Below are 26,828 nucleotides of genomic sequence, written 5' to 3' on the forward strand. Positions count from 1 at the left end.
CTAATTGAGCAAATAATAGGTATGAAAAAAAATATTTCTTTATTTCTGATGCTTTTCTTTACTGTGCTTACTTTTGCACAGAAAACGGTTTCAGGAAAGATCACTGATGATGACGGGGTAGCAATACCAAGTGCCAGTGTGACCATAGAAGAGCCTGGTAAAGATGCTATTCTGGCTTATGGAATTACCAATTCTAAAGGTGAATATAAAGTAACGTTCACTTCCGCTGAATCGAATGTGGATCTTAAAGTAAAAGCTTTCAATCAGAAACCTCTTACGAAGCAAATCAGCAACAGTGATCAGAACTTAAGTTTCAAAATGCAGTCTGAAGCAACAGAAATTAAAGAAGTACAGCTGAAAACAAAAATGATTACCGCAAGAGGGGATACCATTTCCTATGATCTTAAAGCATTCAACAACAAAAATGACAGAACCCTGGCAGATGTTATGAAAAAGATTCCGGGAATTGAGGTGAATACCGACGGAACAATCCTTTATCAGGGAAATGCCATCAATAAATTCTATGTGAATGGAAAAGACCTTATGGAAGGTGGCTATGGAACGATCAATAACTCACTTCCGAAAGATGCTGTACAGAAAGTAGAAGTTCTCGAAAATCACCAACCGGTAAAAATTCTTCAGGATAAAGTGCCTTCAGATCAGGCAGCGATCAATATCAAGCTTAAAAATTCTGTTACCATGACAGGTAGAGGAGAAGTAGGAACAGGCTTCGGAGATCCATGGCTTTGGAATGTAAAACTGACTCCCATGTTTTTCGGACAGAAAAGCCAATGGGTAGTCAATTATAAAACCAATAACATGGGTGAGCAGGTGGAAAATGAAGGGAATATCCTGGCATTCGGGAACAGATTTGAAGGCAAGAGAATCAATGCTTCTCAAAATGACTGGCTGAATGTAGAAAATGCAAGTACCCCTAATCTTCCGGTGAAAAGATATCTGATGAATAATGTTCATTACTTATCAGCCAACTATCTTACCAACATTGATAAGAAAAAAGAATGGGAGCTTAAAGCTAATGCAAACTATACCAATAATTCGGTAGAAAGAGAATCTTATAGCCAGACGGATTATTTTGGAGGAACTTCTAATATTATAAAAATCCTGAATAATTTTTATACAGATAAAGCGAAGGGAGAGTTAATATTTACAAAGAATGCAAAAAAAGGATTCTTTAAAAATACTACAAGCTTCTCTCAATACTGGAATGCAGACAGGGGAGTTGTTGACAGAACAGATGTGAAAGCTGGAATACAGAGAAACGCTAATGAAGGAGTTGAATCTCCTACAACATCATTCCAGAACTCACTAAGTACAATTATTCCTTGGAAGGAAAAAATGGTAAATCTTTTATCTTATGTAAGCTACCAAACAGATAGACAGACTTTGGAAGTTAACCCATCATCTTATTTGGACATCCCTGGATTCGAGTCTGTAGCTAATACAGAGTTTGCCACACAAAGTTTAAGACTTAAGACGTTTGAAGCTAATCATTCTGCAAATATTGGTTTTTCTGCTAAGGGATGGACGTTTACTCCTGAAGTTGGATTTAATTTTAAAAGTACAGATATGATGTCAGATTTGTCAAATATTAAAGCAATTCCATCTACCAATCCTAATACTCCTGACCCAAAACCTGAGGCATATAGTAATGACTTAAAGTATACCACAGCTACGCCATACGGAAGTTTAGGGATAAATTATAAAAGTGAATCATGGATGATCTATGCCAATCTTCCAGTAAATTCAAATAACATTAAAGCGGAAGACCCTCTAAGGCTTGTTTCAAAATCGGTAAATAAAGTAACGTTTGAACCTAATATTTTTGCTCAATATTCATTTGCATCATTCTGGAAAGCGTCCGTAAATGCTAATATTAATAATAATTTTGGAGAAATAAATACAGCATATTCTGGGTTTTTAATGACGTCTCCAGGAGGAATCATTGCAATGGATGTTAAAAACCCAATTCCTCAAAATAACAACAAATCTGCAGGAACAAGAATAGAATACAGAAATCCATTGAATAATTTATTCTTCAATATTAATTACAGATACTCTGATGCGAAGAGAAACTTAATTTCAAATCCGGAGATCAATGGAGCTGGATATACCATAATGAAATATAAAGAGCAGGATAATCATGTATTAAGTAATGGATATAGTGTAGAAGTTGGAAAATATTTTCCAAAGTTTAAAACGAACGCATCCCTTAGTTATAGTAACAATACGACAGAATCTGATGCATTCTTGAATGATAAATCCTATACTAATAAAAATAATGGACAGTCATTTGGTATTAAATTCAATAATACCTATTTCAGTTGGATGAGTATTGATTATAATGCTAGTCTTACTAGAACAAGACAAACAAGTGTCGGGGAATTAAACTCTAATGCCACCAGAACAGGATTTACTCATAATCTAGGTCTTTTCTTCTATCCTATGGAAAATCATACTGTTGGATTTAATTGGGATCAGGTAAATACAAATGCAGCAGATCAAAAATATCATAACGGATTCTATGATGTATCATATCAGTTTACTTGGGCTAAAAAGAAAATTGATTTTGAAGTGAAATGGATGAATATCGCGAACAAAAAAGTTTTCGAAACGTATGAAATTAATACTACAAATATTACGTATACAAGATATCAGCTCCGCCCTAGTCAAGTCATGTTTACCGTAAAATTCAACTTTAAATAAAAATAAAAACCAATCCATCCGGATTGGTTTTTTGTTGAGATATACTTAGGTATTAAAATTAAAAACTTTGCTGGTCTGCTGAAGGCCCATAGCTTCCCGGCAAAGGAATGTTGTTCAGTCTGTAATATACTCCCAGTTGAGCTCTGTGATGGGTGATCTGGTTCAAAGCATGGCGAATTGCTCCATATTTGCTCCAGCTTGCCAGTTCATGGCCATCATTTTTAATGGTCCAGCTGGGGTTCAGATCATCTTCGTTACTGTTTTCCAACGCCTTTTTACCGGCCTGAAAATCTTCTTCCAGTTTTTTCAGAAGATCTTCTCTCGTTGAAAGAACCGAAGGTTTGTAGTCTCCCTTGCCAAAATCCAGTTCGGAAGTATTTAAAATAGTATTCGGCCATTCAAAAACTTCTACAAGATGAGTGGCAAGCGGCATCATCTTCATGCTTTTTTCATGGGGGGCGAAGTCATTTTTTCCTTCGGGGAATAGTTCAATAAATTTTTTTGTGGTTTGGAATTCTCCCTCCAGTTCGGATTTTAATTGAGATAAGGTATCCATAATATTTTGTTTTTTAGAAACTTAAAGGTAAGCGTTTTAAAAAAGAAACTGTTTTAAGAGAATCATAATTTTTTAATCATCGGTTATCTGGAATGGGTGAATATTTTTATCAGAAAATAAAATTTCAGAAAAATTGTAACAAAACAAGACATATGAGCACTAATTATATAAACTTGCTACAATGAAAAAGTTATTCTCCGTATTTCTTATCGCTCTTTTTGCTTTTGCAGGAGCTCAGGAGTCAAAGGAAACTGCAAACCGTTTCTTTTACGAACTGACTTTTAAACCGAAAAAAGACTCAGCAAAGCTGGAAAAGATCATTACGATTCTTGATATTACTCCAAAAAAATCAATCTATCAGGATTACACAATGCCTGCTCAGGATTCTATCATTAAAATTCAGATAGAAGAGATGGAGAAAACCAAGTCTTTCAAGGATATGACCAAACTGATAAAATGGCCTAAATTTTCCTATAAAATTATCAAAAGCTATCCGGATATGAAAGCTCAGTATGTAGACAGAATCAGTAGAAACTTATTCTCATACGAAGACGATCCGAAACTGCAATGGAGCATTTTACCAGATAAAGAAAAGGTAGGTGCATACAATGCTCAGAAAGCAACTACAGAATTTGGAGGAAGAAAATGGACAGCATGGTTCAGTTCAGATATCCCTTTTCAGGATGGGCCGTACAAATTTAAAGGACTTCCAGGTCTGATTGTAAAAATTGAAGATGCTGATAAAAATTACTCATGGCAGCTGAGCGGAAATAAAAAGATCGAAAACTATGATGAACTGTCATACGCAGATAAGATCAATGCCAAGATGGGAATGATGAGCAATACAATAACGCCTACATCCAAAGAAAAATTCCTGAAATCTTACGAAGGATATAAAGCAGATCCATTCGCAGAATCAAGACCTTACATGACTGCAGAAAACATGAGCAGACCAATGCCTGGTACAGACGGAACGGTAGGAGATTTTATGAAGAGACTGGAAAAGCAGGTGAAAGATTTCTTTGGTTCTAATGACAATCCAATAGAAAAAGAACAAGCTTCTGAAAAGAAGAAAAAATAAGCATTCATATCAACTAAATTATATTTTGAATCAACCCAGATACAGCAATGTGTTTGGGTTGATTCCTTTTTGGTAGATCAATTCTATGCTTGATTAGAAGAAATTTTTAAAAATTATTCAGGAAAAATTTGATTTTGTTTTTTATTCTTTTATGTTTGTTAAAACTAATTTTAAAATTATACCATGAAAAAAATTCTTGTCACAGTTTTATTGACAACGTCAGCTCTGTTATTTGCTAAAAATGAATCTCCAACTAAAAATACGGAGTCCAAAAAAGCAACAGAAACTGTTTTAGTCGCTAAAAAAACGATCCAAACGGCAGATCAACAACAAAAACCTATTACAATATCTACAACAGCAAAAGAGATAGAATTGACTACAGCAGAAAAATGCGCTATTGAACTTGCTTTAGGTTCTGTAATTGCAGGTCCTCCTTACCACTGCTTACAACTTTAATCCTCAGAAGAAAATTCTTAATAAGATTCAAATCAACCCAGATACAGCAATGTATTTGGGTTGATTTCTTTTGTATTGAAACGTTATTTAGATTAAATTTAAATAGCGTATATTTGCAGGACTAAAAATTAGGCTTTGAAAGAGAAAGGATTACATAAATTAAGTGGATTCCCTAAGAATAAAATGGGGAAGATATTGGGGTATGATAATGACCATCTGAAAATGCCCAATAAAATTATTGAAATGGGGCTTCTTCCGGAGACCACTTTCAGAATTTTGTATCAGGCACCGTTCAATGGGCCTATGTATGTGGAGTTTGGAGCAGAAAAAAGCCGGATTGCTCTTCGTGAGGAAGAAGGAGATTATATCATTGTTGAAGAATTGAATTAATGCAGGAAAACAAGAAAAAACAGATACTTTTAGTCGGAAATCCTAATGTAGGGAAGTCAACGGTTTTTAACATGCTTTGCAACAAAAAGCAGAAGACCGGGAACTATGCCGGCGTTACCGTAGCAAGTCATTCTGGGAACTATGCCTATAAAAACGAAGATGTTGAGGTGATCGACCTTCCGGGTTCTTACAGTTTATATCCCAGTTCGGAAGATGAAGCTATTTTTTCCAAATATCTTATTGATGAGCAGAAAAACTATGCTGGAGTTGTTTATATTCTTGAAGCATTAAGTTTAAAAAGAGGACTGCTTCTGTTTCAGCAGATCCAGGATCTTGGTATTCCTATGATTTTGATTGTCAATCAGATTGACCAGGCTGAGAGAAGAGGAATTACCATAGATATTGAGAAGTTTTCCGATGCATTAGGCCTTACAATTATCCAGACCAATGCAAAAGAACAGATAGGAATTGATGAAGTAAGAGAAGCCATTTACAAAAATGAATTTGTAAAAGCAGATAAAGTTTCTTTTGAAACCCCAAACGAACACAAAGATTTTATTCAGAAACTGGCAGCACATAAAGGTTTCGACAACGAATATAAAGCCTGGATGAGTCTTTCATTGGGAACAAACCTGGGAAGAATAGGATCCGCAATGGAGCAGTTGAATGAAGCTGATACTAAAAGCTTGGTTCCAAAAGATTACAGGTTCAGGAAACCGTTAGAAGATATCAGAATGTAGATAGAATATTGGAGAATGTAATTTCCAAGAAAGCTCAGTTTAAAGAATTACTGACCGAAAAGCTGGATAAGGTTTTAGTTCATAAATTCTGGGGATATGTCGTCTTTTTATTGATCTTATTGGTTATTTTCCAAAGTGTATTCTTCCTTGCAGAATATCCAATGAACTGGATTGAAGAGACATTCTCGTGGCTGGCTGCATTTACCAGCGAACACCTGCCTGAAGGCCCTGTTAATTCATTGATCTCAAACGGAATTGTTCCGGGAATAGGAGGAATTGTGGTTTTTGCACCGCAGATTGGGATCCTGTTGTATTTCCTTTATCTCCTGGAAGATTCAGGATATATGGCGAGAGTGGTATTCCTTATGGACAGACTTCTTCGTCCATTCGGGCTTAACGGTAAAAGTATCGTTCCGCTTGTATCAGGAACTGCCTGTGCCATTCCTGCAGTAATTTCTACAAGAAATATTGAAAACGTTAAAGAGAGATTGCTGACGATCCTGGTAACACCGTTTATGACTTGTTCTGCAAGACTTCCGGTTTACAGCATCGTTATTGGACTGATCATCTCAGAAGGAACGTTTTTAGGAATAAAATACAAAGCGCTGGTTTTGATGGGAATGTACCTTCTTGGGTTCCTGGTTGCTTTATTCTCAGCGGCAATTCTTAAAGGATTTATTAAAAGCAAAGGAAAAACATACCTGGTAATGGATCTTCCGACCTATAAAAAACCACTTTTTGCCTATGACCTTAAAATGGTTTTAGGAAAAGTATGGGACTTTATTACCGGGGCCGGAAAAATAATTTTCATCGTAAGTATCATCATCTGGTTCCTGAGCTATTTCGGACCAAAACAGAAAGCGGATGAATTGGTAGCCGCCAATGTTCACCTTGACCATTCTTACCTGGCCAAAATGGGGAAAGGGATAGAACCTATTATTGCTCCATTGGGGTACGACTGGAAAATGGGAGTAGGAATCCTTACAAGTTTTGTAGCCAGAGAAGTTTTTGTAGGAACAATGTCTACACTATACAGCTTGGAAGATGATGCTCCGGAAGTAAAAGTAATTGATAAAATGAGACGCGATGTAAAACCGAATGGCGAAAAAGTCTTCAGTTTTGCAACAGGAATCTCAGTGCTTCTTTTCTATGCATTTGCAATGCAGTGTGTCTCTACACTTGCAGTAGTCTACAGAGAAACCAAAAGCTGGAAATGGACTGGCTTTCAGGTGGTCATGATGACAGGTTTGGCATACTTTGTGTCGATGATAGCATATCAGATTTTAAAGTAATGAATTCATCATTAATTTTTCAATACGTACTCATCTTATTGATTGTAGCATTCGCTTGTTACTCTCTATTTAAGGTGCTTAAAAAGAATTTTGCCCCTAAGAAATTCAGTTCCAAAAGAACAAACTGTGATAAAGATTGCGGCTGTTCTTAATATTGGGTTTATCGGATAATTGGAAAAAATAGAGTAAATTCATTTTTCTAATTTAAATTATTCGATTTGAATTTCTTAAAAACAGGATTATTAATATTATTTTCTTCATTTTCCACACAGGGAAAAGCACAATCCGATACCACGAATACCAAGTCCTATGCAGATCAGGTAATGATTCGTGTGAATCTTGATACCAATATCGAAAGCTATATTTTTTCAGAAGGAGAAGGGAAGAATGCAAATAAGACAATCCTGTCAATCAACAACAAAACCAAAACATCCCTTTCAGTCGATTATAGAATAATAAGTGCGACGTTATCATTTTCACCCAAATTTTTACAGGGAAATAGTGATGATCACATGAAAGGCGAAAGCTCATACACCGATTTTAGCTTCAGACTCTTCCCCGGTAGATTCATTCAGAATCTGTACTATAAAAATGTTACGGGCTTTTATATTGAAAATATGAAAGACCGGTTCCCGCAATGGCAGGAAGGTCGTGATCCGTACATTCAGTTTCCGGATCTTAGGGTACAAAGCTTTGGTGGATCCACCTCCTATATTCTTAATAAAAATTTTTCAGCAAGAAGTATCTACACACAGGGGGAATGGCAGAAGAAAAGCAGTGGAAGCTGGGTACCTTTTGTAGATTATGATCTTACTATTTTCAGAAATAAAATTGACGAAGTAAAAAGTAAAGAAACTCAATATAATATTGGAGGTAATATGGGGTATTTTTACAACTGGGTAATATGGAAAAATGTGAACATCTCACCGTATTTAGCTATTGGAATAGGAAGTAAATTCTCAAGCTACCGGAACTTTCAGAATGGAGGAGCAAAAGAAAATGCTCAATATGCCACCATAAGAATGCAGGGCGGTTTGCATGTAGGGTATAATACGGATCGGTTTTTATTCGGGGGTAAAATGAATTTTAATACATACGCCTACGATCAGAAAAACAACCAGGCAGTGGAGAATAATAACCTCTATGGCTTGCTGTATGTGGGATATCGTTTTGCACCACCGAAAGTTGTAAAAAATACCTACGATAAAATCCAAAAAAAGATTCCGGTTCTATAAGTTGAAAGGTCTTTTAAGTATCTTTGTCTGGTAAAATTTAGAAAATTATAAATTAAAAACATAATGTCGTTAATAAAATCTATTTCCGGAATTCGCGGAACCATTGGTGGAAAAGTAAATGATAACTTGACACCGCTTGATGTGGTAAAATTCGCTTCTGCATTCGGAACCTGGCTTCAGAATAATAAAAATAAAAAAGACCTTACCCTTATCATTGGAAGAGATGCCAGAATTTCTGGTCAAATGGTTTCTTCCTTAGTAACTGCAACATTGCAGGGATTAGGAATTAATGTTGTAGACTTAGGACTTTCTACAACACCTACGGTTGAAATAATGGTTCCTGAGCTGAATGCAGATGGAGGAATCATCCTTACCGCTTCTCATAACCCAAAACAATGGAATGCCCTTAAGTTATTAAACGAGAAAGGAGAGTTCATCACGGGTGAAAATGGAGCTGAAGTATTGGCTTTAGCAGAAAGTGAAGATTTCAACTATGCAGAAGTAGACGATCTTGGAAAATATGAAACAAGAGAGGATGCTTTTGATATCCATATTAAGCAGATTTTGGATTTACCAATGGTAGATGCAGAAGCCATCAAAGCTAAGAATTTTAAAGTAGTTCTGGATGCTGTAAACTCTACAGGAGGTATTGCAATTCCTATGCTTTTGGATACATTAGGATGTGAAACGGTCAAATTATACTGTGAGCCTACCGGACATTTCCCACACAATCCAGAACCCTTGAAAGAACATTTGGGAGATATCTGCGAATTGGTAAAAAAGGAAAATGCAGACTTAGGAATCGTGGTAGATCCGGACGTGGATAGATTAGCTTTGATCGATGAAAAAGGTGAAATGTTTGGCGAAGAATATACATTGGTAGCTGTGGCAGATTACTTGCTAAAGCACAAAAATGGTGCAGCAGTTTCTAATCTTTCTTCAAGCCGCGCCTTGAGAGATGTAGCACATACCCACAATTCTGAATATTTTGCAAGTGCTGTAGGAGAAGTAAACGTAGTTACTTTGATGAAAGAGAAAAATGCAGTCATTGGAGGCGAAGGAAACGGAGGAATTATCTATCCTGATTTACATTACGGAAGAGATTCTTTAGTAGGTGTCGCTTTATTTTTGACCCATTTGGCTAAAGAAAACAAAACGGTTTCTGAGCTAAGAGCAGGATACCCAAGCTATTTCATGGGGAAAAAGAAAATAGAACTGACTCCTGAGATTGATGTAGATGCAATCTTAAGCAAAATGGAGGAGGAATACAAAAATGAAGAAGTTTCTGTTGTAGACGGCGTTAAAATAGACTTTGAAAATAACTGGGTTCACCTTAGAAAATCTAATACAGAGCCAATTATCAGAATTTATACAGAAGCTAAATCTCAGGAAGAAGCAGATAAATTAGGAGATGACATCATTGCTAAAATCAAGAGTTTAATCTAAAAATATATGAAGAACGGACGCACTGTCCGTTCTTTTTTATATCAGGAATGTTTGAAAATATCAAAAACAGGTTTCCCTTTCCTAAAGAAAAATGGAGGAAATTTCTCGGCAGTTTCGAGCGTATGGAAGTTCCTGCCAAAACTTTGCTTTTAAAAGAAGACGAAGTTTCCTATAATGCCTATTACATTGAAAAAGGCATGGTAAGAGCCTGGTATAATAATGATGGGAAAGACGTTACATTCCAGTTTTTCCTGGAGAATACAATGTTCTCGTCCCTTGAAAGCTTTAGAAAAGGATTGCCAAGCATGGTTTCATTCGAGACCATAGAACCCTGTATATTATACAAAATCAAAAAACCTGATGTGGAAGCCTTCTTAGAAGAAGTTTATGAAAATCCTGAGCTCAGAACCCTGTTTATGGATGCTCTTTTCGAAAGGGTATTCGATTATATGAAGCATTTTTTTCATTTATTAAAGATACACCACAGCAGCGGTATATCAATCTGGTCAAAACCAAGCCGGAGATCATCAGAAGAGTTCCCCAGCATTATATCGCTTCTTATCTCGGTATTACAACGGTACATCTCAGCAGGATAAAAAGTAAGATCCTGAAAGAGAGACTTTAAGAGGTTGGAAGAAGGAAGTCAGAAGCTGGAAGTTAAAAAAACACTGTATAACTTCGGACTCATCTTAAACACGATGTCCGCAAAGAATAGTTTCCTTAATTGAAGAGGGTCGCAAAGGCGTTTCACTCAGCAATGTTGATTGTTCATTGCTAAACGAAGTGCCTTAACGAACACATAATACACAATATCCTGTCTACGCTTCTTAACTCTATTGTCCGCTTTATAAACTCCCAGCCTCCCTCTTCCAGCTCCCTTTCCTAAAACTGATAACAAATGTTATTGCTTTGCCGAGGTTCCCGGTAATAATTTTGTATAAAAATTTAGAGCAATGAAAGCAGCCGTAATATTCGAAAAAGGAAGAAGTCCTCAATATGCAGATTTTCCAGAGCCGGAAGCAGTAGCGGAAAACGAGATTTTAATATCAGTAAAAGCAGCATCTATTAAAAACCTTGATAGGGCAAGAGCGAGTGGAAATCATTATTCCATAGAGAAAGAAGAACATAAGCCTACCGTTATTGGTTCAGATGGCGCAGGATATCTTGAAAACGGAGATAAAGTTTATTTTTTCAGCAAAAAAGGGACTATAGCAGAAAAAGTGGTGGTCGATACAAAAATGACTGTTCCAATCCCCTCGGAACTGGATTTTTCTATAGCAGCAGCATTACCCAACGCGGTGATGGGATCTGCAATGGCATTAAGATTTAAGGCGGGCATACAACCTGGAAATACAGTTCTGATCAATGGAGCAACAGGAATTACAGGGAAGATCGCTGTTCAGATTGCCAGATTATATGGCGCAAAAAAAATTATTGTTACCGGAAGAAATGAAGATGCTTTGCAGGCCTTGCTTGAACTGGGGGCTGATGATGTGATTTCCCTCAAAGCAGATGATCATGATTTTAAACAAAAAATAAAAGAAATTCATAGCGAAACTCCTATAGATATTATCCTGGATTATATCTGGGGGCATTCCGTAGAAATGATACTGTCTGCTCTTAAAGGAGACGGAACATTTTCTCACCGATCAAAACTCGTTACCGTAGGCGGAATGAGCGGAGATACCATTCAGCTGTCTTCACAGATTCTCAGAGGAACCAATATTCAGATTTCGGGATCAGGATTGGGAAGCTGGACGAAAGAAGAATCAGCGCTTCTCTTTTCGGAAATCATTCCTGAAATGTTCCAGGCAGCTTTAGACGGAAAAATTAATATGGAGACGGAAAATGTTGATATTAAGGATGTTGAATCTATATGGAATGGGTATGTACAAAGTGGAAAACGGCTTGTCATAAGAATTTAACCCCAATTTGCGTTTTTTTATCCACAATCCTTTTATTGGTTTTCTTTTTTTACTATTTTTATAATAGAAATTAATGAAATGGAAAATTCAAAAAAAAGTTGCAACTTTGCATAAATATTTGAATATCAGTTTCAGATGTATTATTAACTAAAAGTTTGCCGAGGTTTGTAAGCAAATTCAGACATTGGGCCGACAGAGAGGACACTATTGGAAGAGTATTTTGGAAATGAACTTGTAAAAAAGTTCGAGGAAATGATGGAAAACAATGACGAATTCTACTTCGATACCGAAGAATTAGAAGATATTATTGTTTATTATTTGGAGCTTGGAGATTTTAATTACGCTGATATGGCGGTTACTTATGGTCTGAAGCTTCATCCCAATTCATTGGATATTAAGATTAAAAGACTTGAGATCCTTTTGGAGTGGGAAGAGTATAATGCAGCGAAAGAATTAATCAATGAGTTAAAAGGTGCTTCTATGGAGAACACAGACTTTTTGGTTTGCTACGCGAAGTATTATTCGAACCTAGGAAATCCTAGAAAATCCATTGAAATTTGTAAAAAAGCTTTGACATTAGAGGAAGAAGAAAACTTTCTCCACAACTTTATTGCGGATGAATATGTGAATCTTGGAGATCCTTTTAACGCTCTTAGACATTACAGAAAGGCACTTAAAGAAGATCCAACGGATGAATATTCGCTGGAGAATTGTATGGTGTGTTTCAGTGAACTGAATAAGAACGAGGAGGCTATTGCCTTTCTTAATGAATATTTAGATGAATTCTCTTATTCTGAAACCGCATGGTTTGAGTATGGACAATTCTATTTCAACAGAAAAAATTATGATGAAGCGATAAAAGGCTATGATTATTTGTTGGCAATCAACTCTACTTCTGTAGGGGTATATGCCAATAAAGCAGCCTGTTATGAAGCTTTGGGACAATACCAAAAGGCAATCGAGACGTATGAAGAGATGCTGGAGCTTGAATATACGAAGGCATTTACTTTTTATAAGATCGGACTATGCAATAAGGCATTAAAAAATCCTATTTTAGCTTTAAATGCATTCCAGAAATCATTGAGAGAAGACCCTCAGTTTTATCTTGCGATGATGGAACAGTCTTATCTTTACGAAGAAATGGGCGGAATGTCTGAAGCATTGCATTATGCTAAAGAAGCCACACAGCTGAATGAAAACAATCTTGATTATCAAAAGAGATTGGCTTTCTTATTCATCGATTCAGGGAAATTTGAAGAAAGTCTTTCCTGTCTTAAAAAACTCGTAGATGCTGAGCCCACAAGGTTCTACAACTGGTATGCCTATTCAGAAGTTTTGATGTTGGTAGGAGAATATGAAGATGCGGTAACGGTTTTGAATAAAGCGTTAAAAAATCACCACAGAGCGGAACTGTTTTATCAGTTAAGCAATTGTTTTTTTAACCTGAAAGACCAGGATAAAGGGATGGAAGCTCTTCAGAAAGCATTAGATCTGGATCCGTCTTTAGTAAAGGATATGCAGAAAAAGTATCCATATATTAAAGATGAGGTGAAAAAGGCTAAGGCAAGTAGAGTGAGAAAAAAGAACTAGATTGATCTAAAACAATAAAAAACCTGCAGAAATGCAGGTTTTTTTTATTGATAATTGTATTCGTACATAAATCGATCAGGAGCGCTGGTCATTGGGTTTCCATTGATATCAAGAGTTTGTCTGCTTTCTTCAGATGGATAACCGGCTGTATTAAATGTTGTGGTATACTTATGACTGCTGGTTCCGGTTCCAGTTCCGCCTCCGGCTGTTGTATTGGTGAATTGTCCTTTATAAGTACTTAAGCTGTTCTTTATATTCGAAAACAGCATGCTTACCCCGTCACTGCTTTCATTTCCATTGAATATAATTTTGTCAAAACCTTTTACATTTTTAAAAGGATAGTTTTTATCCGTATAAGTATAGGTCTCTTTTTCTGTGTAAGTAACGGTATTTCCATTGACGGTTCCGGTTCCCGATCCCACATTGCTTACCATATTTCCATTGTTGTATGTAAACACACTATTGATGGTAGAAGAACCTGCGATTCCCGAGTTCGTTTGTCTTTTCACATTGATCTCTGTAGTACTCGTATACGTATAGGTAAATGTAACCGTGTTTTGTACGGTACCGGTAGTAGAATATTCCTTAGTAACTGCTGAAGCCATACGTCCGCTGGAATATCCATATTCAACCGTACTTTCAAGAACGTTATTTTCGTAATTTTTGATGCCGGTAACGTAATCATCAGTATAAGTGAACTCAATTCTTTGTCCATGATTAATGTTGTTAATCATGCTGATGATTTTAGTTCCGTTGTAATTGATTTTCATGACAATACCATCCTTATTCATTTTTGTAGGAAGGATTACATTTTGAGTAGAAGGATCACTGTTATCAAAGGGAGTATCCTCAGAAGAAGTAGAACACGAAAGTGTAGATAAGGCTATAGAGCCATAAAGTAGAATTTTTTTCATAGTTATAAGTTAAATCATTCAAATATAATTTAATTTATAATATGATTTTATTTTTTTGGATTTGATCTTAAAAATATAAGCCCTGCAATGATAATTCCTGCTCCTGCAAACTGTAGGGAAGTCATTTTTTCACCATCTAAAATTCCCCATATAATAGCCACAATAGGCATTACTAAAGTAACAGTGGATGCAAAAAGTGGAGAAGAAACTTTCAGTAAACGATAATTCATCATCATCGCCAGCCCGGTTCCGAAAATAGAGAGTAGGCCAACGAACATTAACCCAAGCAAATTATCCTTTGAAAAACTAAACTCTGAGAAGAATCCGGTGCTTGTCAATGCAATTACGGAAGGAAATAATAAAACAAATGAGAAAACAAATGCAGACAAAACAGTAGAAGAAACCTCCATAAGCTTTGATTTTACCGTAGTTGTGCTCAAAGCATAGCATAAAGTGGCCAATAATAACAAGAGGATCGGAATCATCTTAAATTCCCCGCTGTCACCCCCTCCAAATGCCAGAATACAAACTCCCGTAAAGCTTATTAATATTCCTATAATCTGCTTTTTTGTGGTTTCGAACTTCCATACCAGTGCCCCTACAATAATCACAAAAATAGGCATCATAGAGTTGATGATTCCAGCAATACTACTGCTTATCTCGGTCTCTGCAATGGGAAACAGAAACATAGGAATAAAGTTTCCTGTAAAAGCAGCCAGAATCAGCCATTTCAAATGCTTTTTCGGGAAAAGCTTATAGTTGGAGATGGCAATAGGAAGTAAAATAATCCCGGCAATAAGAACCCTTAAAGATCCTACCTGAAACGGATTAAAATGTTCAAGTGATTTTTTGATCAAAATAAAGGATGATCCCCAGATGATGCTCAGGATAACCAGAAGAATCCATTTTTCTTTATCTGCGTTCATTATTTTCGTGTAAGATTTTTAGAAATTCTTTTTTAGCAATCATTTTTGCGCCCAAGCTTTCCAGATGTTCGGTATGAGATTGACAATCAATTAATTCAAGGGTGTTTTTGTTGCTTTCTACAAAATGAATAAATCCTGCTTTGGAGGCATTGCTCACTTTAGCAAACATACTTTCTCCACAGAAAACGTTTCCGATCTGCAGTCCGTAAAAACCACCCACGAGTTCTCCATTCTGCCACACCTCAATGCTTTTGGCCAAGCCATATTCATGAAGGGTAATAAATGAATTCATCAATTCATCAGAAAGCCATGTTCCAGACTGTCCTTTTCTGTTGGTTTGCTGGCAGTTCCTGATCACTTCCCTGAAATTCTGATTCTCTGAGAAAGTAAAAATATTTCTATTTAATATCTTTCTCATTGATTTTGAGACTTTTATTTCTTCGGGAAGAAGAACGAACCTTGGATCCGGGCACCACCATAGAATTTCTTCATCAGGATTGTACCAGGGAAAAATACCCAGCTGATAGGCAAACCAAATACGTTCTACAGACAGATCACCTCCGAAGGCAATCAGCCCGTCATGCCCGTCATAGAGCTCAGGATCGGGAAATGAAATTTCGTTTTCGTCTAATCGAACCATTTTTAGCAAAAAAATCCTACTTCAAAAAGCAGGATTTATATTTGATCTTTTATTCTTTTAATTAAAAAGGTAAATCATCGTCATCGTCACCAGCAAACGGATTCTCGTTAGAAACCGGTGATGCAGACTGCTGAGGCATTGCCTGAGTAGGTTCTGAAGCATTTTCAAAAACCTTCTCTATTTTCCACCCTGTAATAGAATTGAAATATTTAGTCTCACCCTGAGGAGAAACCCATTCTCTTCCTCTGATATTGATTCCTACCTTTACGTTTTCCCCTTCTTTAAGGTTATCTAATAAACTGATCTTATCAGATAAAAATTCTATGTTTATCGGCTGTGGATACTGCTCTTGAGTCAAAATAACCATTTCTCTTTTTTGAAATCCGCTCGCAAATGTTTGAGCATCAAAAAGTTTCTTTACCGTTCCTTGTAATTCCATATCGTAAATATTAACGATGTAAAAGTAAGAAAATGAAATGTAATAAAAGGTGTGGTGAAAAAAAAATGTGGAAATTTTATTTTTTTTTCCGGAAAAGTTTGCTGGTAAAGGAAATTGTCCTATATTTGCACTCACAAAAAAGAAGCAAGCTCTTTAAAACTTACAATATAAAAAAACCAGCGGATGTGGTGTAATTGGTAGCCATGCCAGACTTAGGATCTGGTGCCGTGAGGCGTGGGGGTTCGAGTCCCTTCATCCGCACTATGCGAAAATAGCTCAGCTGGTAGAGCACAACCTTGCCAAGGTTGGGGTCGCGGGTTCGAATCCCGTTTTTCGCTCCACACCATGCCCTGGTGGTGGAACTGGTAGACACGCAGGACTTAAAATCCTGTGTCCGCAAGGACGTACGGGTTCAAGTCCCGTCTGGGGTACAAGACCCTCTGTAATATCTTACGGAGGGTTTTTTGTTTTAATAGAGAGTGTTCTTTAAATAAAAAGTCTTATATTTGTAAGAAATATAGCCTGAATCTGTAAATTCAGATCAGCAAATCAGCGGATGTGGTGTAATTGGTAGCCATGCCAGACTTAGGATCTGGTGCCGTGAGGCGTGGGGGTTCGAGTCCCTTCATCCGCACTATGCGAAAAGACTCTTTCGAGAGTCACTGAAAAGGTTGGAACACTTAGTTCGGATCTTTTTTTTGCCCACACCATGCCCTGGTGGTGGAATTGGTAGACACGCAGGACTTAAAATCCTGTGTCCGCAAGGACGTACGGGTTCAAGTCCCGTCTGGGGTACAAAGTCCTCTGTAAGAAATTACAGAGGACTTTTTTGTTTACTACCTATACATTTTCTCTTCCTGTTTTTATACTTAAATAAAAAACCGTCTCACAGGCTGTGAAACGGTCAAAAATATATTGAGAGGTGATTAGTTGCCCAATTCAAGCTGATTTTTTACAAGACTGTAATAATCTGCTTTTCTGTTCACAAGCTCCTGGTGGTTTCCTTTTTCTACAACGGCTCCATTTTTCAGGACTATAATCTGATCTGCATTTTTTACGGTACTTAAACGGTGTGCTACGATAATTACCGTTTTTCCTTTGAAGAATTCCTGCAGGTTATCATGAATAATCTTTTCATTTTCGGCATCCAGCGCAGAGGTTGCTTCATCAAATAATATAAAATGTGGATTTTTATAGACCGCTCTTGCAATAAGGACTCTTTGTTTCTGACCTCCGGAGATTCCATTGCCGGCAGCCCCGATTTTGGTGCTGTATCCTAAAGGAAGATTATCGATGAAAGAGGAAATATTAGCTACTCTTACTGCATTTTCCATTTTTCTGGTGTTGATCTCTACTTCGCTGGTAGCAATATTTCTTTCGATGGTGTCTGAGAAAATAAAACCGTCCTGCATGACAACACCATAGTTTTCTCTGACACTTTTTGGAGATAGCGTTAGAATATCGTCCTCGTTATAATGAATGGTACCATGAGTTGGATTATAGAATTTCAATAACAGCTTCATTAATGTCGTTTTTCCGCTTCCGCTGGCCCCTACAATAGCAGTGACTTTACCTTCAGGGATAAACAGATTGACATCCTTTAAAACAAACTGAGATTTTGGACCTTCATATTGGAAAGAAACATTATTTAAGGTAATTCCTCTTTCTTCTTCTGAAGATGTACTATTAATTTCAAGGGCTTTCATTCCTTCTTTCTCCTCTTCTTCGTGATTCTGAACTTCATTTAATCTTGAAAGGCTCAGTTTTGCATCCTGTAAAGAGCGGAAGAAAGAAATCATTTGGTTGACAGGAGAGTTGAGCTGTCCGATGATGTAAGATATCGCCAATAGCTCACCAATAGTCATATTTCCTTTTACAACCTGCAATGCCGCAAAGAACGTAACGAAAATGTTTTTAAGCTGATTAAGGAACTCAAAGCCTGAAAACTGATACTGATCTACTTTTAAGATACGAAGGGTTGTTTTGAAAAGTTTATTTTGAATACCTTCCCATTCCTGTCTTTTATAGTCTTCAAACTGGTTCAGTTTCATCTCAGAAACCCCGTTCAGAATTTCATAAACGCTTTCCTGGCTTTGTCCTTTTTCTCTGAATCGGTAATAATCGAGGATTTCTCTTTTTTTAAGCCAATATTGAGCCCAAACCAATGATAATGCCGTCAGAGATGAGTAAATAAGCACGATTGTTACATTATAATACCAAAGCACTCCGAAAAATACAAGGAAGGTAACCATAGAGAAGAAAGTCATAAGACTCTGAGAGGTAAGGAAATCTTCTATTCTCTCGTTATCCTGGATTCTCTGGGTAAAATCTCCCTTCATTTTGGTGTCAAAAAATCCCATGGGAAGGAGAAGCATCTTTTTTAGGAAGTCTGAAATAATGGAAATACTAATTCTGGTTCCGATATAAAGCATCAGCCAGTTTCTGAGAATTTCTATCGTAATACTTCCTAAATACAACACTACCTGAGAGATAAGAATGATTGTAATCAAATCTACATCTTTCGTGTTAACTCCCTTATCAATAAGTGTTTGTGTAAGGAAAGGGAAGACAAGGCTCAGGCAGCTTCCGATAAGAAGCATACCAGACAAAAAGAGGAATTTGCTTTTATGCTCTTTGAAATATTTCATGGCAAAAGAAATACTCAATTTATCTTCTTCCGGGAATGTCTGCTGATAAAAACTATTGGTAGGACTTACGAAAAGAACGATTCCTGTTTCACCGTCTGACAACCAGCTTTTAAGAAAATCTTTTTCGTTCAGCCAGATCATCCCATGGCTTGGATCGGCAATTCTGTAACGTTTTTTCCCTGTGATAAGGCTTTTCTTTACATCAAGAAGGACAACGAAGTGGTTTTTATTCCAGTGAAGGATACAAGGCAGGCTGCCGTTTTCATCCAAAGTCTGTAATGTAAGCTTGGCAGGATAAGTTTCAAATCCAATATCTTCACATAGTTCACTGATGCTCAGTAAGCTAACTCCTTCTCTGGATAAGTTGGCATTTTCTTTTAAAAAATGTAACGGAATCTGCTTGCCAAAGTAGGAAGCCACCATTGCGATACATGCAGGACCGCAGTCCATTTGGTCGTGTTGAGGGATAAATTTTAGCTTCATGATACTAGATATTTTCTTTTGCCGATTTTCATTTTATAATACTTCTCTACAATTCCGTAGATGATCAGTTCGTGCATTCTGTGTCTGGATCTGATCAGCCTGTTGATATGCATATGAATAAAACTGCTGACTAATCTTTCTTTTTGAATGGTCTTCAGATTCTCTATTTCTCTGCAGTTTTCTTTGATGGAACTGACAAATTCTGAGAAATAAGGGCTGTTGTCTGTTTCTACAATCTCGCTGATGATGTTCAGGTTGTTTCTGTATTTCAAATCGAGTTGCTTCTTAAGGTTGCTGTCTACATTAAACTCCCGCTGAAACTGAGTATAAAGTTTGTTGATGACTTCATATCGTTTATCCAGATCCAGGTTGAAGACATTGAAGTATGTATCAATACTTTTGATGGTGTACAGCCAAAGGTCATCGTTATTGGGTATGTTTTTCAGTAGATTAACGGTCAGTTTGCTGTCATAATGGAAGATGTGTTCTGCGGCATCGATAAATTCACCTTCATATCTTTCATATTCTCTGTCATAGGTTCCCATTTCCACTTTATTAATAATTCCTTCGCTGATATATTTATCAAAATAATCGTTGAAAGTGGTAATGATCTGAGCGGTATTGGTGAGTTTACTGTCATTGATTTCCAGTCTCAGTCTGATGTGATTATCAGGGTCGCTGTATCTGATGTAAAACCATTTTTTGATCAGTTCTTCCTCACTGAGCTGAGGCAAAAGATCTGGGAAGACGTCCTGTAATATTTTGTCTGAGAACTTGTTGCCGCAATAGATTTTATAGTACAGCCACTTGTTTCCGGGAATAAACTTATTATCAGAAACGTTGATGTTGAAAAGATGATGGTCAAGCTCTGTTTTAAATGCTTTATAATTTTTGTTGATCATTGGGATGACAATCTCGTTGTTGAATTCGTCTGTCTCAAGATCATAAAGACATTCTGTAAGGGTTACCATTTCCTTGGATCTTAGTTCATCAATCAGGAATAATAAAAGGTTCTCATTTTCCGCGTCGATCAGTAACTTATTATCTCCCTGAGAAATAAAGAAATATCGGTTGACCTTTTTATCTGAAAGATATTCTTTTATCGTTTTAATGCTTTCGGTATTGTTTTTAGTCTTTACTCCTGATACTTCATTCTGGTATAATCTCCATAATGCCGGAGTAAAGATGATATCTTCGCCATACGTGATACGAGGAATATAATCATACATCAGATAGTTGGTATCTCCAATGTTTAAAACTAATGCAGAGGAGACATCCTGGTGCTGAAGGTCACATAAAAACTGATAGACCGGAAGCGAATTATAATCAAAATTGTGGGCGGTAGAATGGAAGATTTTAACCTCTTTATTCAGTCCTTTGTGGAATAATACAACTCTTTTATCAATCATTTTAATATAAAGATCCGTCAGGGCTATTGTATTTTCCGAAGCTGAAGATTTGGTAAGAAAGGAAAGCTGATTTCCTCTTTTCACCTGTCTCAGTAAGATATTTCCTACTCTGTTGTCTGGTAAATGAAGCAGCTCTGCGTAGATAAAATGATCATCATTCTGTTCTTCTTTGATAATTCTGTTCATTGGAGCCAGGATTTCTTCATCTTCATTGGAAAATCTGGCGATAAGATTGGTCCCGCTTGTTCCGCCTACAGAAGAGATTGCTATTTTATCAGAAACCTTTTCAATCATTACCGAAAGAGATCTTGCAAGGCTTACTTCTTCCGTATTCTGAAGGCTGTCGATATCGTGCTGGCTAAGGTCTATCGCAGTATCTCCATTGATATTGGCTTTGTTGATGAGTCTTCGCCAGAATTCATGAATTTTTTTATTGTAAGTGATGGAAAATGAATCATTGTTAGAATTAGGCCAGCTTAGAGTATCCAACAGGGAAGAAAAATCATTTTCATTGTTTTGCTCCTGAATATATCCGATGCCGCTTTCATTATCCAATACTTCAACCAAAGGCACCAGGCTTTCTTCATATCTTGTGTAAAAAGCAGATTTAAATTTTTCTAAATTTTCATTCACCGTTTCACTTCCTTTGTCCCAAAAGCAGGTTAAGGTATTGATTCCTTTTTTGATTTTGGAAAGATCTTCTCTGGTAACAGGTGAGAAGTCAAGATTTCTTTTTAAGGATGAGTTGATCAGATATTTTCTGTCATACAAAATCGAAAACTGGTTAGCAAGTGCGAATATCTCGTTGTAATATTCCTGAGCTTGCCCTATTCCTGAGTTCAGCAATTCCATATAGCCATCCATTTTGATGAGGGTTTCCAGATAGGTGTCGAGTTCAGGATGGATCCCTTTTTTTGAACTTAAATATTCAATAATCTGATACAAAGGAGAATGTTCATTTAAGCAGATGTCAAATCCGCTTTTAAAGAATTGGGCATCAATCAGGCTGAAAATGTAATATTTGGCATCTTCTTCAGAAACTCCTTCCACATTTTCTGCAACTAAGGCAACCAGGCTATCAAAAGAATAAGATTGGTCTGCTATGGTATCAACCAGAAAATCCAGAAGTTCATCTTTTTCCAATGAGCTTAAAGTGTAGACTCTTTTTTCGTTTTGTATTGTAGTTTCGATATATCGGTAATAATCACCTAACTTATAGATCGAGTCATTAAGTTCATATTCGTGAACTTCCGGAAAGTCTCTGTTGATTAATGTTATAACCTGAAAAAGGAAAGACAGATCCAGGGTAGTATACCGATGGATAGAATTCATATTTCCTGCTTCAATATTTTTGTTTTCTGAATTGAGTTCAAAAGCAGAGTGGGAAGCAAATGTTCCGAACGGAGTAGATCTGGTAGTAATTCTGATGTAGTATTTCAGAATAGAATTATTGATTTTGTTTCTCTTTACCAGAGATAAAGAAGGGTCGTTCTGGCACAATCTTGCCCATTCGTTATACAGCTCATAAGAGGCTAAAAAGATAGATTCTCTGAAAACTTGATCATTCCACAATTCCAGTACGAAATGATCAAGATCTGCCGTATTTTTCGGTATATTATTATATTGTTTGAATGAGTACAAAGAGTTCCTCATAAAGCCAATATTGATGTTATCTAACTGCGTTTTCATGTTGAATAGATTGTAAGTTGTAGTGATTGCTTATCGTTTCAGCGTTTTCTATTTTCTTGTCACTGTCGGGTTCTGTATCATATAAAATGAATTCATCGACGGACAGTTTTTCATCCAGTTTTTCAATCAGTTCAAAAAGCTCTTCAAAGTTGAGATTGAGAATTTTGAATGATTCGGATTCATCGGCATCGGATTTTATTTCGTTGACTTCCGAAAGATTGATGGCCAGTGCCAGCGATATTTTAGGAGCAAATCCGTTTTTCTGTACAAATGAGTCTCTGTATCTGTTGATCTCTTCTTTTTTATCTTCAAGATCTTCAAGGAATTTTCCGCTTCCATGAAATGCTGATACACAATAGTTTGAGTGTAAACTGATGGCGTCATCCAGATTGTTCAGAGAAGAAGAAAGATACCAGAGATCGGGGATCAGCCCGCCGTACGGAGGGATTAAAATTCCTTCTTTTTCGTTCTTTTCGGCTTCAGAATAAAACAATTCGTGAATTTCGTGGGCATTTTCTTTGAAAACCACTCCGGTGCCTCTTTCAAGGATATCCGGATTCAAAAGGTTTTTGGTATACGTGCTTTCAGGAATTCCTTTTGATAAACCAAGGTCTATTCTTCCGTTGAATATATTGTTGATCAGTTTATAATTGGTAGCGACAGCGTAAGGAGAATAACTGGGTACTGATGTTCCCGCTGATCCTACTCTTATCTTTTCTGTCATTCCGGCGATCATGGCAATCACGATATCCGGATTTGAAAATGCAAGATTCTTAAGGTGAGAATAATGATGCTCTGCCAGCCAGAATCTGCTGTATCCTAATCTCTCTGCATGAAGGGCATAATCAACTACATCGTTAAGAGCTGTGATGGAATCTTTGCCGCTTCTGTATCCTAGTTCTAGTAATCCTATGCTTTTTGTTTTCATGTTACAGTAAAAATTTTAGGTATTTAGTTTTGTCGATTTTATCATTCAGAGTAATCAATGCTCCGGTTTTCCCAAAGAGTAAAGAGCCGTCCTGCTCAGTAAGGGGTTGATCCAATTCGTTTTCCAGGATTTTCAGTGATCTTTTCACCCAGAAGTTTTTGGACTGTTTATAGTCCGGATGGGCATCTTTTTTATTGATCTCATCATAGAGCTGTACAAGTCCAGAAGTTCCATGGCAATATTGGATAAATTCTACGCCTGTATTGGCCATTACTCTTCTTTTTGTAGTTTCTAAACCCAGTTCATGGGCCATATCTCTGTATCTTGTTTCCTGCAGTGTTTCTCCTGTTTTATAAAGAAGATAAGAGAAGGAGAGGTCACTGTTGCACCAGCAAAGTCTGTTGTTGTGGAAAGGCTTCAACAGGTTTTCTGCTATTTTGTAATTGTATGGTTTATATATTCTGGCGTTTTCTACTTCGTGGACATCAAAATTGGAAATAATGAAATCCAGACAGGTGTTAATAATATGCCTTGCTTTTTCAGTCATTACCGGAAGGCTCAAAAGATTATTAACAATAGAAAGATAGCCATAGTTGAATCCTAAGTTAATACCATCTGCATAGCTGTCGTTCAGCTTATTTTCAAATGGGATAGGGTGGGAAATGCATTCATCATAAAGAATGTCTACAATTTCGCTGCTGTACTGTTCATTTCTGATGGTGTTGAAGTAATGAAGATTTCCTATCGGCCCATCAAAAAAAGTATAATTGTCTTCCTTCAGCATGGTAACGGATTGCTGGAAGATCAGTTCTCCGATGTCAGTAATCTGCTCATCAAAGTCATTTTGTATTAATCCGTCTTTTTTTAATAAATCCAGGATAATGCCCAATCCGGTCATTCCTTTGGATAGATTCGGGAGAGTATATACGTTGCTCTCTTTTTGCAGATTGCCATTCTCAAAGACTTCTTCAAGGATAGCTCCTACCTTGTTTACATAGATATCATTTCCGGAGATTTGATATTGTGTTAAGAAATAGAGCAGCAGTCCCAGTTTTCCATAAAGCAATCCATCAGATAAATTTCCATAATCAAAATCAAGAAGTTTTTGATCGTATTCATGAAGAATGGTCGTGATATTTTGAGATTGTAGAGTTTCCATTATAGATCGTAATTATAGAATGAGACGTAGTTATGATTGGTTTTAATGACATTGTTCATCAGGGTAATCCCGATTCCTGCTATGCCTTGGCCCAGGGCCATATTGATATTGTCAAACTCTGCATTGTAATAGGCTTTGAATCCTGCCCATTTTTCACTTTCATTATTTTTTGATTGAAGAAGATGCTCGTGCCAATATTCTTTGGCTTCCAAAAAGACATCCTGTTCAGTAAGATGATAGATTTTTTTGTACAAGGCGGATAATCCTGCGGAACCATAAATGAGTCCCGGCTCCAGGATGGCAGACTGATCAGTATCTTTAAATTTTGTAGTGTTGATCAATATTTGTAATCCTTTGTCGCAATACTCTTTATGTTCTAAGAGAATTCCGGCGTTGTAAAAAGTATAGCCGATTCCTATTTCACCGTAAGCTAAATTGTGATAATCTATGTAGACGTCTTCAAAGGCATTGAACGGGAAAAGCGTGATATTGTCCGTGTTGCTTTCTTTGCAGTTCCATATGAATGATAATCCTTTGTGAATGAGTTCCAGGGATTCCTGGTTGTAGATGTTATTTTTATAAAGGAATAATAAATAGTTGATCACTCCTGTGGTTCCATGTCCTAAACCTAGTTCTACATAAGGATTTTCTTTATCCCGAAGATCAAATTTCCAGTAGCTTCCGCTTTCATGAGGATGAGCAAGCGCAATGATTTTATTCAGCGTTTTGTCTATCAGATGTTTTTTGCCTTCAAGATTTCTCAGTACAAAATACTTGGCAAAACTCGGAAAGCCGCTTGTTAAGTCAAGATCTCCTTTTTCTGTTTGCTGGATCAGTATTTCTTCCAGAATTTCATCTATATTCTCCAGTAAAGAATCAATTTCGCTGTCTAAAACTTCTTCCTGTTTCAGGAACATAAGATATAATCCTAGCTCTCTTATTTCGTCATTAAAATGAAGACTTTTATAATCCTCTGTTAAAACAGACAGAGACTTCTCAATGTAATGGGTTACCAGTTCTAAAGATTCCGATTCTTTGGTCATTAGATAATGATAATAATAGAACATTGAAGCACTTAGAATCCCGTTATTAAGACCGATTCCGGTAAGGGAAGTATCTTTTTTGCGGATACATTCTTCTATTTCTGAGATGATTAGTTTTTCTTTTTGCATGATCTGAGAGCTATGAGATTATATAATTTTTTTTAAAAGAGGGAGGTCTGTGAAAAGTTCTCCCTCTTTTATAGGAATAGATTACTTTCTTGTTTGTACCACAGTGTTTCCACCACAAGAACATTGTCCACAAGACTGAGCTGCAGCCTGAAGACTGTTAACACCTCCTTTTAGGCTATTCATTTGCTCTTCCTGAAGTTTGCTGATTTGCTCTTTGTTGATTTGAAGACCCTTAGTTAATTTCATTTTGTTCATGATGTTTGATTTTAATTGTTATTGTTTATTTTAAATGTGATTTGGGAAGCTTATTATTGAGCTGCTCTTGTTTTTACGATTGTGTTTCCACCGCAAGAACACTGTCCGCAAGATTGTGCTGCCGCCTGAAGGCTGTTAACACCTCCTTTAAGGCTGTTCATTTGCTCCTCCTGAAGCTTACTGATTTGCTCTTTGTTGATTTGAAGACCTTTAGTTAATTTAATTTTGTGCATGATGTTTGATTTTTAGATTGTTATAAATATTTTCGAATTTTTGTGAGAATTACTTAGCAGCTCTTGTTTGTACCACTGTATTTCCACCGCAAGAACACTGTCCGCAAGACTGAGCTGCTGCCTGAAGGCTATTAACCCCTCCTTTAAGACCATTCATTTGCTCTTCCTGAAGTTTGCTGATTTGTTCTTTGTTGATCTGTAATCCTTTAGATAATTTCATTTTGTTCATGATGTTTGATTTTAATTGTTATTGTTTATTTTAAATGTGATTTGGAAAGCCGATTATTGAGCTGCTCTCGTTTTTACGATTGTGTTTCCACCGCAAGAACACTGTCCACAAGATTGAGCCGCTGCCTGAAGGCTGTTAACACCTCCTTTAAGGCTGTTCATTTGCTCTTCCTGTAGTTTGCTGATTTGCTCTTTGTTGATCTGTAATCCTTTTGTTAATTTAATTTTGTGCATGATGTTTGATTTTTAGATTGTTATTGTTTATTTTAA

The 26,828-nt window shown here is 36.7% G+C and carries 23 protein-coding genes, 5 tRNA genes and 1 pseudogene; 15 read left to right on the forward strand and 14 right to left on the reverse strand.

Annotated elements, in window-relative coordinates; translation table 11 throughout:
- The first annotated feature begins 21 nt into the window (after positions 1-21).
- Positions 22-2,724, forward strand: a complete 2,703-nt coding sequence (locus tag LF886_RS01585) for a hypothetical protein (protein WP_236852344.1) — start codon at positions 22-24, stop codon at positions 2,722-2,724.
- Positions 2,725-2,782: 58 nt separating this feature from the next.
- On the opposite strand, the gene LF886_RS01590 is transcribed toward LF886_RS01585, so the two are convergent.
- Positions 2,783-3,280, reverse strand: coding sequence for a DinB family protein (locus LF886_RS01590; RefSeq protein ID WP_236852345.1), 498 nt, complete (start codon positions 3,278-3,280; stop codon positions 2,783-2,785).
- A gap of 181 nt (positions 3,281-3,461) precedes the next feature.
- Here LF886_RS01590 and LF886_RS01595 point away from each other — a divergent pair, with 181 nt between their 5' ends.
- The 9 genes and pseudogenes from LF886_RS01595 (at position 3,462) to LF886_RS01635 (ending at position 13,435) form a co-directional block, all read left to right on the forward strand.
- Complete coding sequence (locus LF886_RS01595) at positions 3,462-4,361, forward strand: GLPGLI family protein (protein WP_236852346.1); 900 nt, start codon at positions 3,462-3,464, stop codon at positions 4,359-4,361.
- Between the two features lie 183 nt (positions 4,362-4,544).
- Positions 4,545-4,817, forward strand: coding sequence for a hypothetical protein (locus tag LF886_RS01600; protein WP_236852347.1), 273 nt, complete (start codon positions 4,545-4,547; stop codon positions 4,815-4,817).
- A gap of 183 nt (positions 4,818-5,000) precedes the next feature.
- Positions 5,001-5,207, forward strand: coding sequence for a ferrous iron transport protein A (locus LF886_RS01605; protein WP_051934272.1), 207 nt, complete (start codon positions 5,001-5,003; stop codon positions 5,205-5,207).
- A pseudogene (gene feoB, locus LF886_RS01610) lies at positions 5,207-7,239 on the forward strand (ferrous iron transport protein B). Before LF886_RS01605 ends, feoB begins: the two are co-directional and overlap by 1 nt.
- Before the next feature lie 218 nt (positions 7,240-7,457).
- The gene (locus LF886_RS01615; RefSeq protein WP_236852348.1) at positions 7,458-8,474 is read left to right on the forward strand and encodes a DUF4421 family protein; all 1,017 of its coding nucleotides are present in this window, start codon (positions 7,458-7,460) and stop codon (positions 8,472-8,474) included.
- A 63-nt stretch (positions 8,475-8,537) separates the two neighbouring features.
- Positions 8,538-9,920 (forward strand): phosphoglucosamine mutase, encoded by a 1,383-nt coding sequence (gene glmM / locus LF886_RS01620; RefSeq protein WP_236852349.1) that lies wholly within the window; start codon positions 8,538-8,540, stop codon positions 9,918-9,920.
- A 47-nt stretch (positions 9,921-9,967) separates the two neighbouring features.
- Positions 9,968-10,516: a Crp/Fnr family transcriptional regulator gene (locus LF886_RS01625; protein ID WP_236852350.1), complete on the forward strand. Its 549-nt coding sequence runs from the start codon at positions 9,968-9,970 to the stop codon at positions 10,514-10,516.
- Positions 10,517-10,873: 357 nt separating this feature from the next.
- Positions 10,874-11,845, forward strand: coding sequence for a zinc-binding alcohol dehydrogenase family protein (locus LF886_RS01630; protein ID WP_236852351.1), 972 nt, complete (start codon positions 10,874-10,876; stop codon positions 11,843-11,845).
- A 207-nt stretch (positions 11,846-12,052) separates the two neighbouring features.
- Entirely contained in the window at positions 12,053-13,435 is a 1,383-nt protein-coding gene (locus tag LF886_RS01635; protein WP_124533030.1) for a tetratricopeptide repeat protein, read from the forward strand.
- Between the two features lie 44 nt (positions 13,436-13,479).
- Here LF886_RS01635 and LF886_RS01640 read toward each other — a convergent pair whose 3' ends face one another.
- The 4 genes from LF886_RS01640 to LF886_RS01655 form a co-directional block, all read right to left on the reverse strand.
- A complete protein-coding gene (locus LF886_RS01640; RefSeq protein WP_236852352.1) occupies positions 13,480-14,349 on the reverse strand; it encodes a hypothetical protein in 870 nt (289 codons plus the stop codon).
- 47 nt (positions 14,350-14,396) lie between these two features.
- Positions 14,397-15,275, reverse strand: a complete 879-nt coding sequence (locus LF886_RS01645) for a DMT family transporter (RefSeq protein WP_236852353.1) — start codon at positions 15,273-15,275, stop codon at positions 14,397-14,399.
- Positions 15,262-15,915: a leucyl/phenylalanyl-tRNA--protein transferase gene (gene aat / locus LF886_RS01650; RefSeq protein ID WP_236852354.1), complete on the reverse strand. Its 654-nt coding sequence runs from the start codon at positions 15,913-15,915 to the stop codon at positions 15,262-15,264. Before aat ends, LF886_RS01645 begins: the two co-directional genes overlap by 14 nt.
- A gap of 61 nt (positions 15,916-15,976) precedes the next feature.
- Positions 15,977-16,354, reverse strand: a complete 378-nt coding sequence (locus LF886_RS01655; RefSeq protein WP_236852355.1) for a DUF3127 domain-containing protein — start codon at positions 16,352-16,354, stop codon at positions 15,977-15,979.
- Positions 16,355-16,533: 179 nt separating this feature from the next.
- On the opposite strand from LF886_RS01655, the gene LF886_RS01660 reads away from it, so the two are divergent.
- The 5 genes from LF886_RS01660 (at position 16,534) to LF886_RS01680 (ending at position 17,149) form a co-directional block, all read left to right on the forward strand.
- Positions 16,534-16,615, forward strand: a tRNA-Leu gene (locus LF886_RS01660).
- A gap of 4 nt (positions 16,616-16,619) precedes the next feature.
- Positions 16,620-16,695 (forward strand) — tRNA-Gly (locus tag LF886_RS01665).
- A gap of 6 nt (positions 16,696-16,701) precedes the next feature.
- Positions 16,702-16,785 (forward strand) — tRNA-Leu (locus tag LF886_RS01670).
- A 121-nt stretch (positions 16,786-16,906) separates the two neighbouring features.
- Positions 16,907-16,988 (forward strand) — tRNA-Leu (locus LF886_RS01675).
- 77 nt (positions 16,989-17,065) lie between these two features.
- Positions 17,066-17,149: transfer RNA gene (locus LF886_RS01680), tRNA-Leu, on the forward strand.
- 131 nt (positions 17,150-17,280) lie between these two features.
- Here LF886_RS01680 and LF886_RS01685 read toward each other — a convergent pair.
- The 9 genes from LF886_RS01685 to LF886_RS01725 form a co-directional block, all read right to left on the reverse strand.
- Positions 17,281-19,485 carry a peptidase domain-containing ABC transporter gene (locus LF886_RS01685; protein WP_236852356.1) on the reverse strand — a complete coding sequence of 735 codons (2,205 nt, stop codon included), beginning with the start codon at positions 19,483-19,485 and terminating at the stop codon, positions 17,281-17,283.
- Entirely contained in the window at positions 19,482-22,583 is a 3,102-nt protein-coding gene (locus LF886_RS01690) for a lantibiotic dehydratase (RefSeq protein ID WP_236852357.1), read from the reverse strand. Before LF886_RS01690 ends, LF886_RS01685 begins: the two co-directional genes overlap by 4 nt.
- Positions 22,564-23,511, reverse strand: coding sequence for an LLM class flavin-dependent oxidoreductase (locus tag LF886_RS01695; RefSeq protein ID WP_152291493.1), 948 nt, complete (start codon positions 23,509-23,511; stop codon positions 22,564-22,566). The genes LF886_RS01690 and LF886_RS01695 overlap by 20 nt, the downstream gene beginning before the upstream one ends.
- 1 nt (position 23,512) lies before the next feature.
- The gene (locus LF886_RS01700) at positions 23,513-24,670 is read right to left on the reverse strand and encodes a lanthionine synthetase LanC family protein (protein ID WP_236852358.1); all 1,158 of its coding nucleotides are present in this window, start codon (positions 24,668-24,670) and stop codon (positions 23,513-23,515) included.
- Complete coding sequence (locus LF886_RS01705; protein ID WP_236852359.1) at positions 24,670-25,842, reverse strand: lanthionine synthetase LanC family protein; 1,173 nt, start codon at positions 25,840-25,842, stop codon at positions 24,670-24,672. Before LF886_RS01705 ends, LF886_RS01700 begins: the two co-directional genes overlap by 1 nt.
- Before the next feature lie 81 nt (positions 25,843-25,923).
- Positions 25,924-26,088 (reverse strand): class I lanthipeptide, encoded by a 165-nt coding sequence (locus LF886_RS01710; RefSeq protein WP_175579922.1) that lies wholly within the window; start codon positions 26,086-26,088, stop codon positions 25,924-25,926.
- A 62-nt stretch (positions 26,089-26,150) separates the two neighbouring features.
- Complete coding sequence (locus LF886_RS01715; protein WP_076595230.1) at positions 26,151-26,330, reverse strand: class I lanthipeptide; 180 nt, start codon at positions 26,328-26,330, stop codon at positions 26,151-26,153.
- A 49-nt stretch (positions 26,331-26,379) separates the two neighbouring features.
- Positions 26,380-26,559: a class I lanthipeptide gene (locus LF886_RS01720; RefSeq protein WP_124533050.1), complete on the reverse strand. Its 180-nt coding sequence runs from the start codon at positions 26,557-26,559 to the stop codon at positions 26,380-26,382.
- Positions 26,560-26,612: 53 nt separating this feature from the next.
- Positions 26,613-26,792 carry a class I lanthipeptide gene (locus LF886_RS01725; RefSeq protein WP_076595230.1) on the reverse strand — a complete coding sequence of 60 codons (180 nt, stop codon included), beginning with the start codon at positions 26,790-26,792 and terminating at the stop codon, positions 26,613-26,615.
- Between the last annotated feature and the right edge of the window lie 36 nt (positions 26,793-26,828).

Source organism: Chryseobacterium sp. MEBOG07, assembly GCF_021869745.1.
GTDB classification, from domain to species: domain Bacteria; phylum Bacteroidota; class Bacteroidia; order Flavobacteriales; family Weeksellaceae; genus Chryseobacterium; species Chryseobacterium viscerum.

Excerpts from the sequence above, each read along its gene's own strand:
- LF886_RS01690 (WP_236852357.1), bottom strand. The coding sequence starts at position 22,583 with ATGAAAACGCAGTTAGATAACATCAATATTGGCTTTATGAGGAACTCT.
- LF886_RS01655 (WP_236852355.1), bottom strand. The coding sequence starts at position 16,354 with ATGGAATTACAAGGAACGGTAAAGAAACTTTTTGATGCTCAAACATTT.
- glmM (WP_236852349.1), top strand. The coding sequence starts at position 8,538 with ATGTCGTTAATAAAATCTATTTCCGGAATTCGCGGAACCATTGGTGGA.
- LF886_RS01625 (WP_236852350.1), top strand. The coding sequence starts at position 9,968 with ATGTTTGAAAATATCAAAAACAGGTTTCCCTTTCCTAAAGAAAAATGG.
- LF886_RS01640 (WP_236852352.1), bottom strand. The coding sequence starts at position 14,349 with ATGAAAAAAATTCTACTTTATGGCTCTATAGCCTTATCTACACTTTCG.
- LF886_RS01645 (WP_236852353.1), bottom strand. The coding sequence starts at position 15,275 with ATGAACGCAGATAAAGAAAAATGGATTCTTCTGGTTATCCTGAGCATC.
- LF886_RS01705 (WP_236852359.1), bottom strand. The coding sequence starts at position 25,842 with ATGCAAAAAGAAAAACTAATCATCTCAGAAATAGAAGAATGTATCCGC.
- LF886_RS01720 (WP_124533050.1), bottom strand. The coding sequence starts at position 26,559 with ATGAACAAAATGAAATTATCTAAAGGATTACAGATCAACAAAGAACAA.
- LF886_RS01600 (WP_236852347.1), top strand. The coding sequence starts at position 4,545 with ATGAAAAAAATTCTTGTCACAGTTTTATTGACAACGTCAGCTCTGTTA.
- LF886_RS01725 (WP_076595230.1), bottom strand. The coding sequence starts at position 26,792 with ATGCACAAAATTAAATTAACAAAAGGATTACAGATCAACAAAGAGCAA.
- LF886_RS01630 (WP_236852351.1), top strand. The coding sequence starts at position 10,874 with ATGAAAGCAGCCGTAATATTCGAAAAAGGAAGAAGTCCTCAATATGCA.
- LF886_RS01605 (WP_051934272.1), top strand. The coding sequence starts at position 5,001 with ATGGGGAAGATATTGGGGTATGATAATGACCATCTGAAAATGCCCAAT.
- LF886_RS01685 (WP_236852356.1), bottom strand. The coding sequence starts at position 19,485 with ATGAAGCTAAAATTTATCCCTCAACACGACCAAATGGACTGCGGTCCT.
- LF886_RS01695 (WP_152291493.1), bottom strand. The coding sequence starts at position 23,511 with ATGAAAACAAAAAGCATAGGATTACTAGAACTAGGATACAGAAGCGGC.
- LF886_RS01595 (WP_236852346.1), top strand. The coding sequence starts at position 3,462 with ATGAAAAAGTTATTCTCCGTATTTCTTATCGCTCTTTTTGCTTTTGCA.
- LF886_RS01710 (WP_175579922.1), bottom strand. The coding sequence starts at position 26,088 with ATGAAATTAACTAAGGGTCTTCAAATCAACAAAGAGCAAATCAGCAAA.
- LF886_RS01585 (WP_236852344.1), top strand. The coding sequence starts at position 22 with ATGAAAAAAAATATTTCTTTATTTCTGATGCTTTTCTTTACTGTGCTT.
- LF886_RS01590 (WP_236852345.1), bottom strand. The coding sequence starts at position 3,280 with ATGGATACCTTATCTCAATTAAAATCCGAACTGGAGGGAGAATTCCAA.
- aat (WP_236852354.1), bottom strand. The coding sequence starts at position 15,915 with ATGGTTCGATTAGACGAAAACGAAATTTCATTTCCCGATCCTGAGCTC.
- LF886_RS01715 (WP_076595230.1), bottom strand. The coding sequence starts at position 26,330 with ATGCACAAAATTAAATTAACTAAAGGTCTTCAAATCAACAAAGAGCAA.
- LF886_RS01700 (WP_236852358.1), bottom strand. The coding sequence starts at position 24,670 with ATGGAAACTCTACAATCTCAAAATATCACGACCATTCTTCATGAATAC.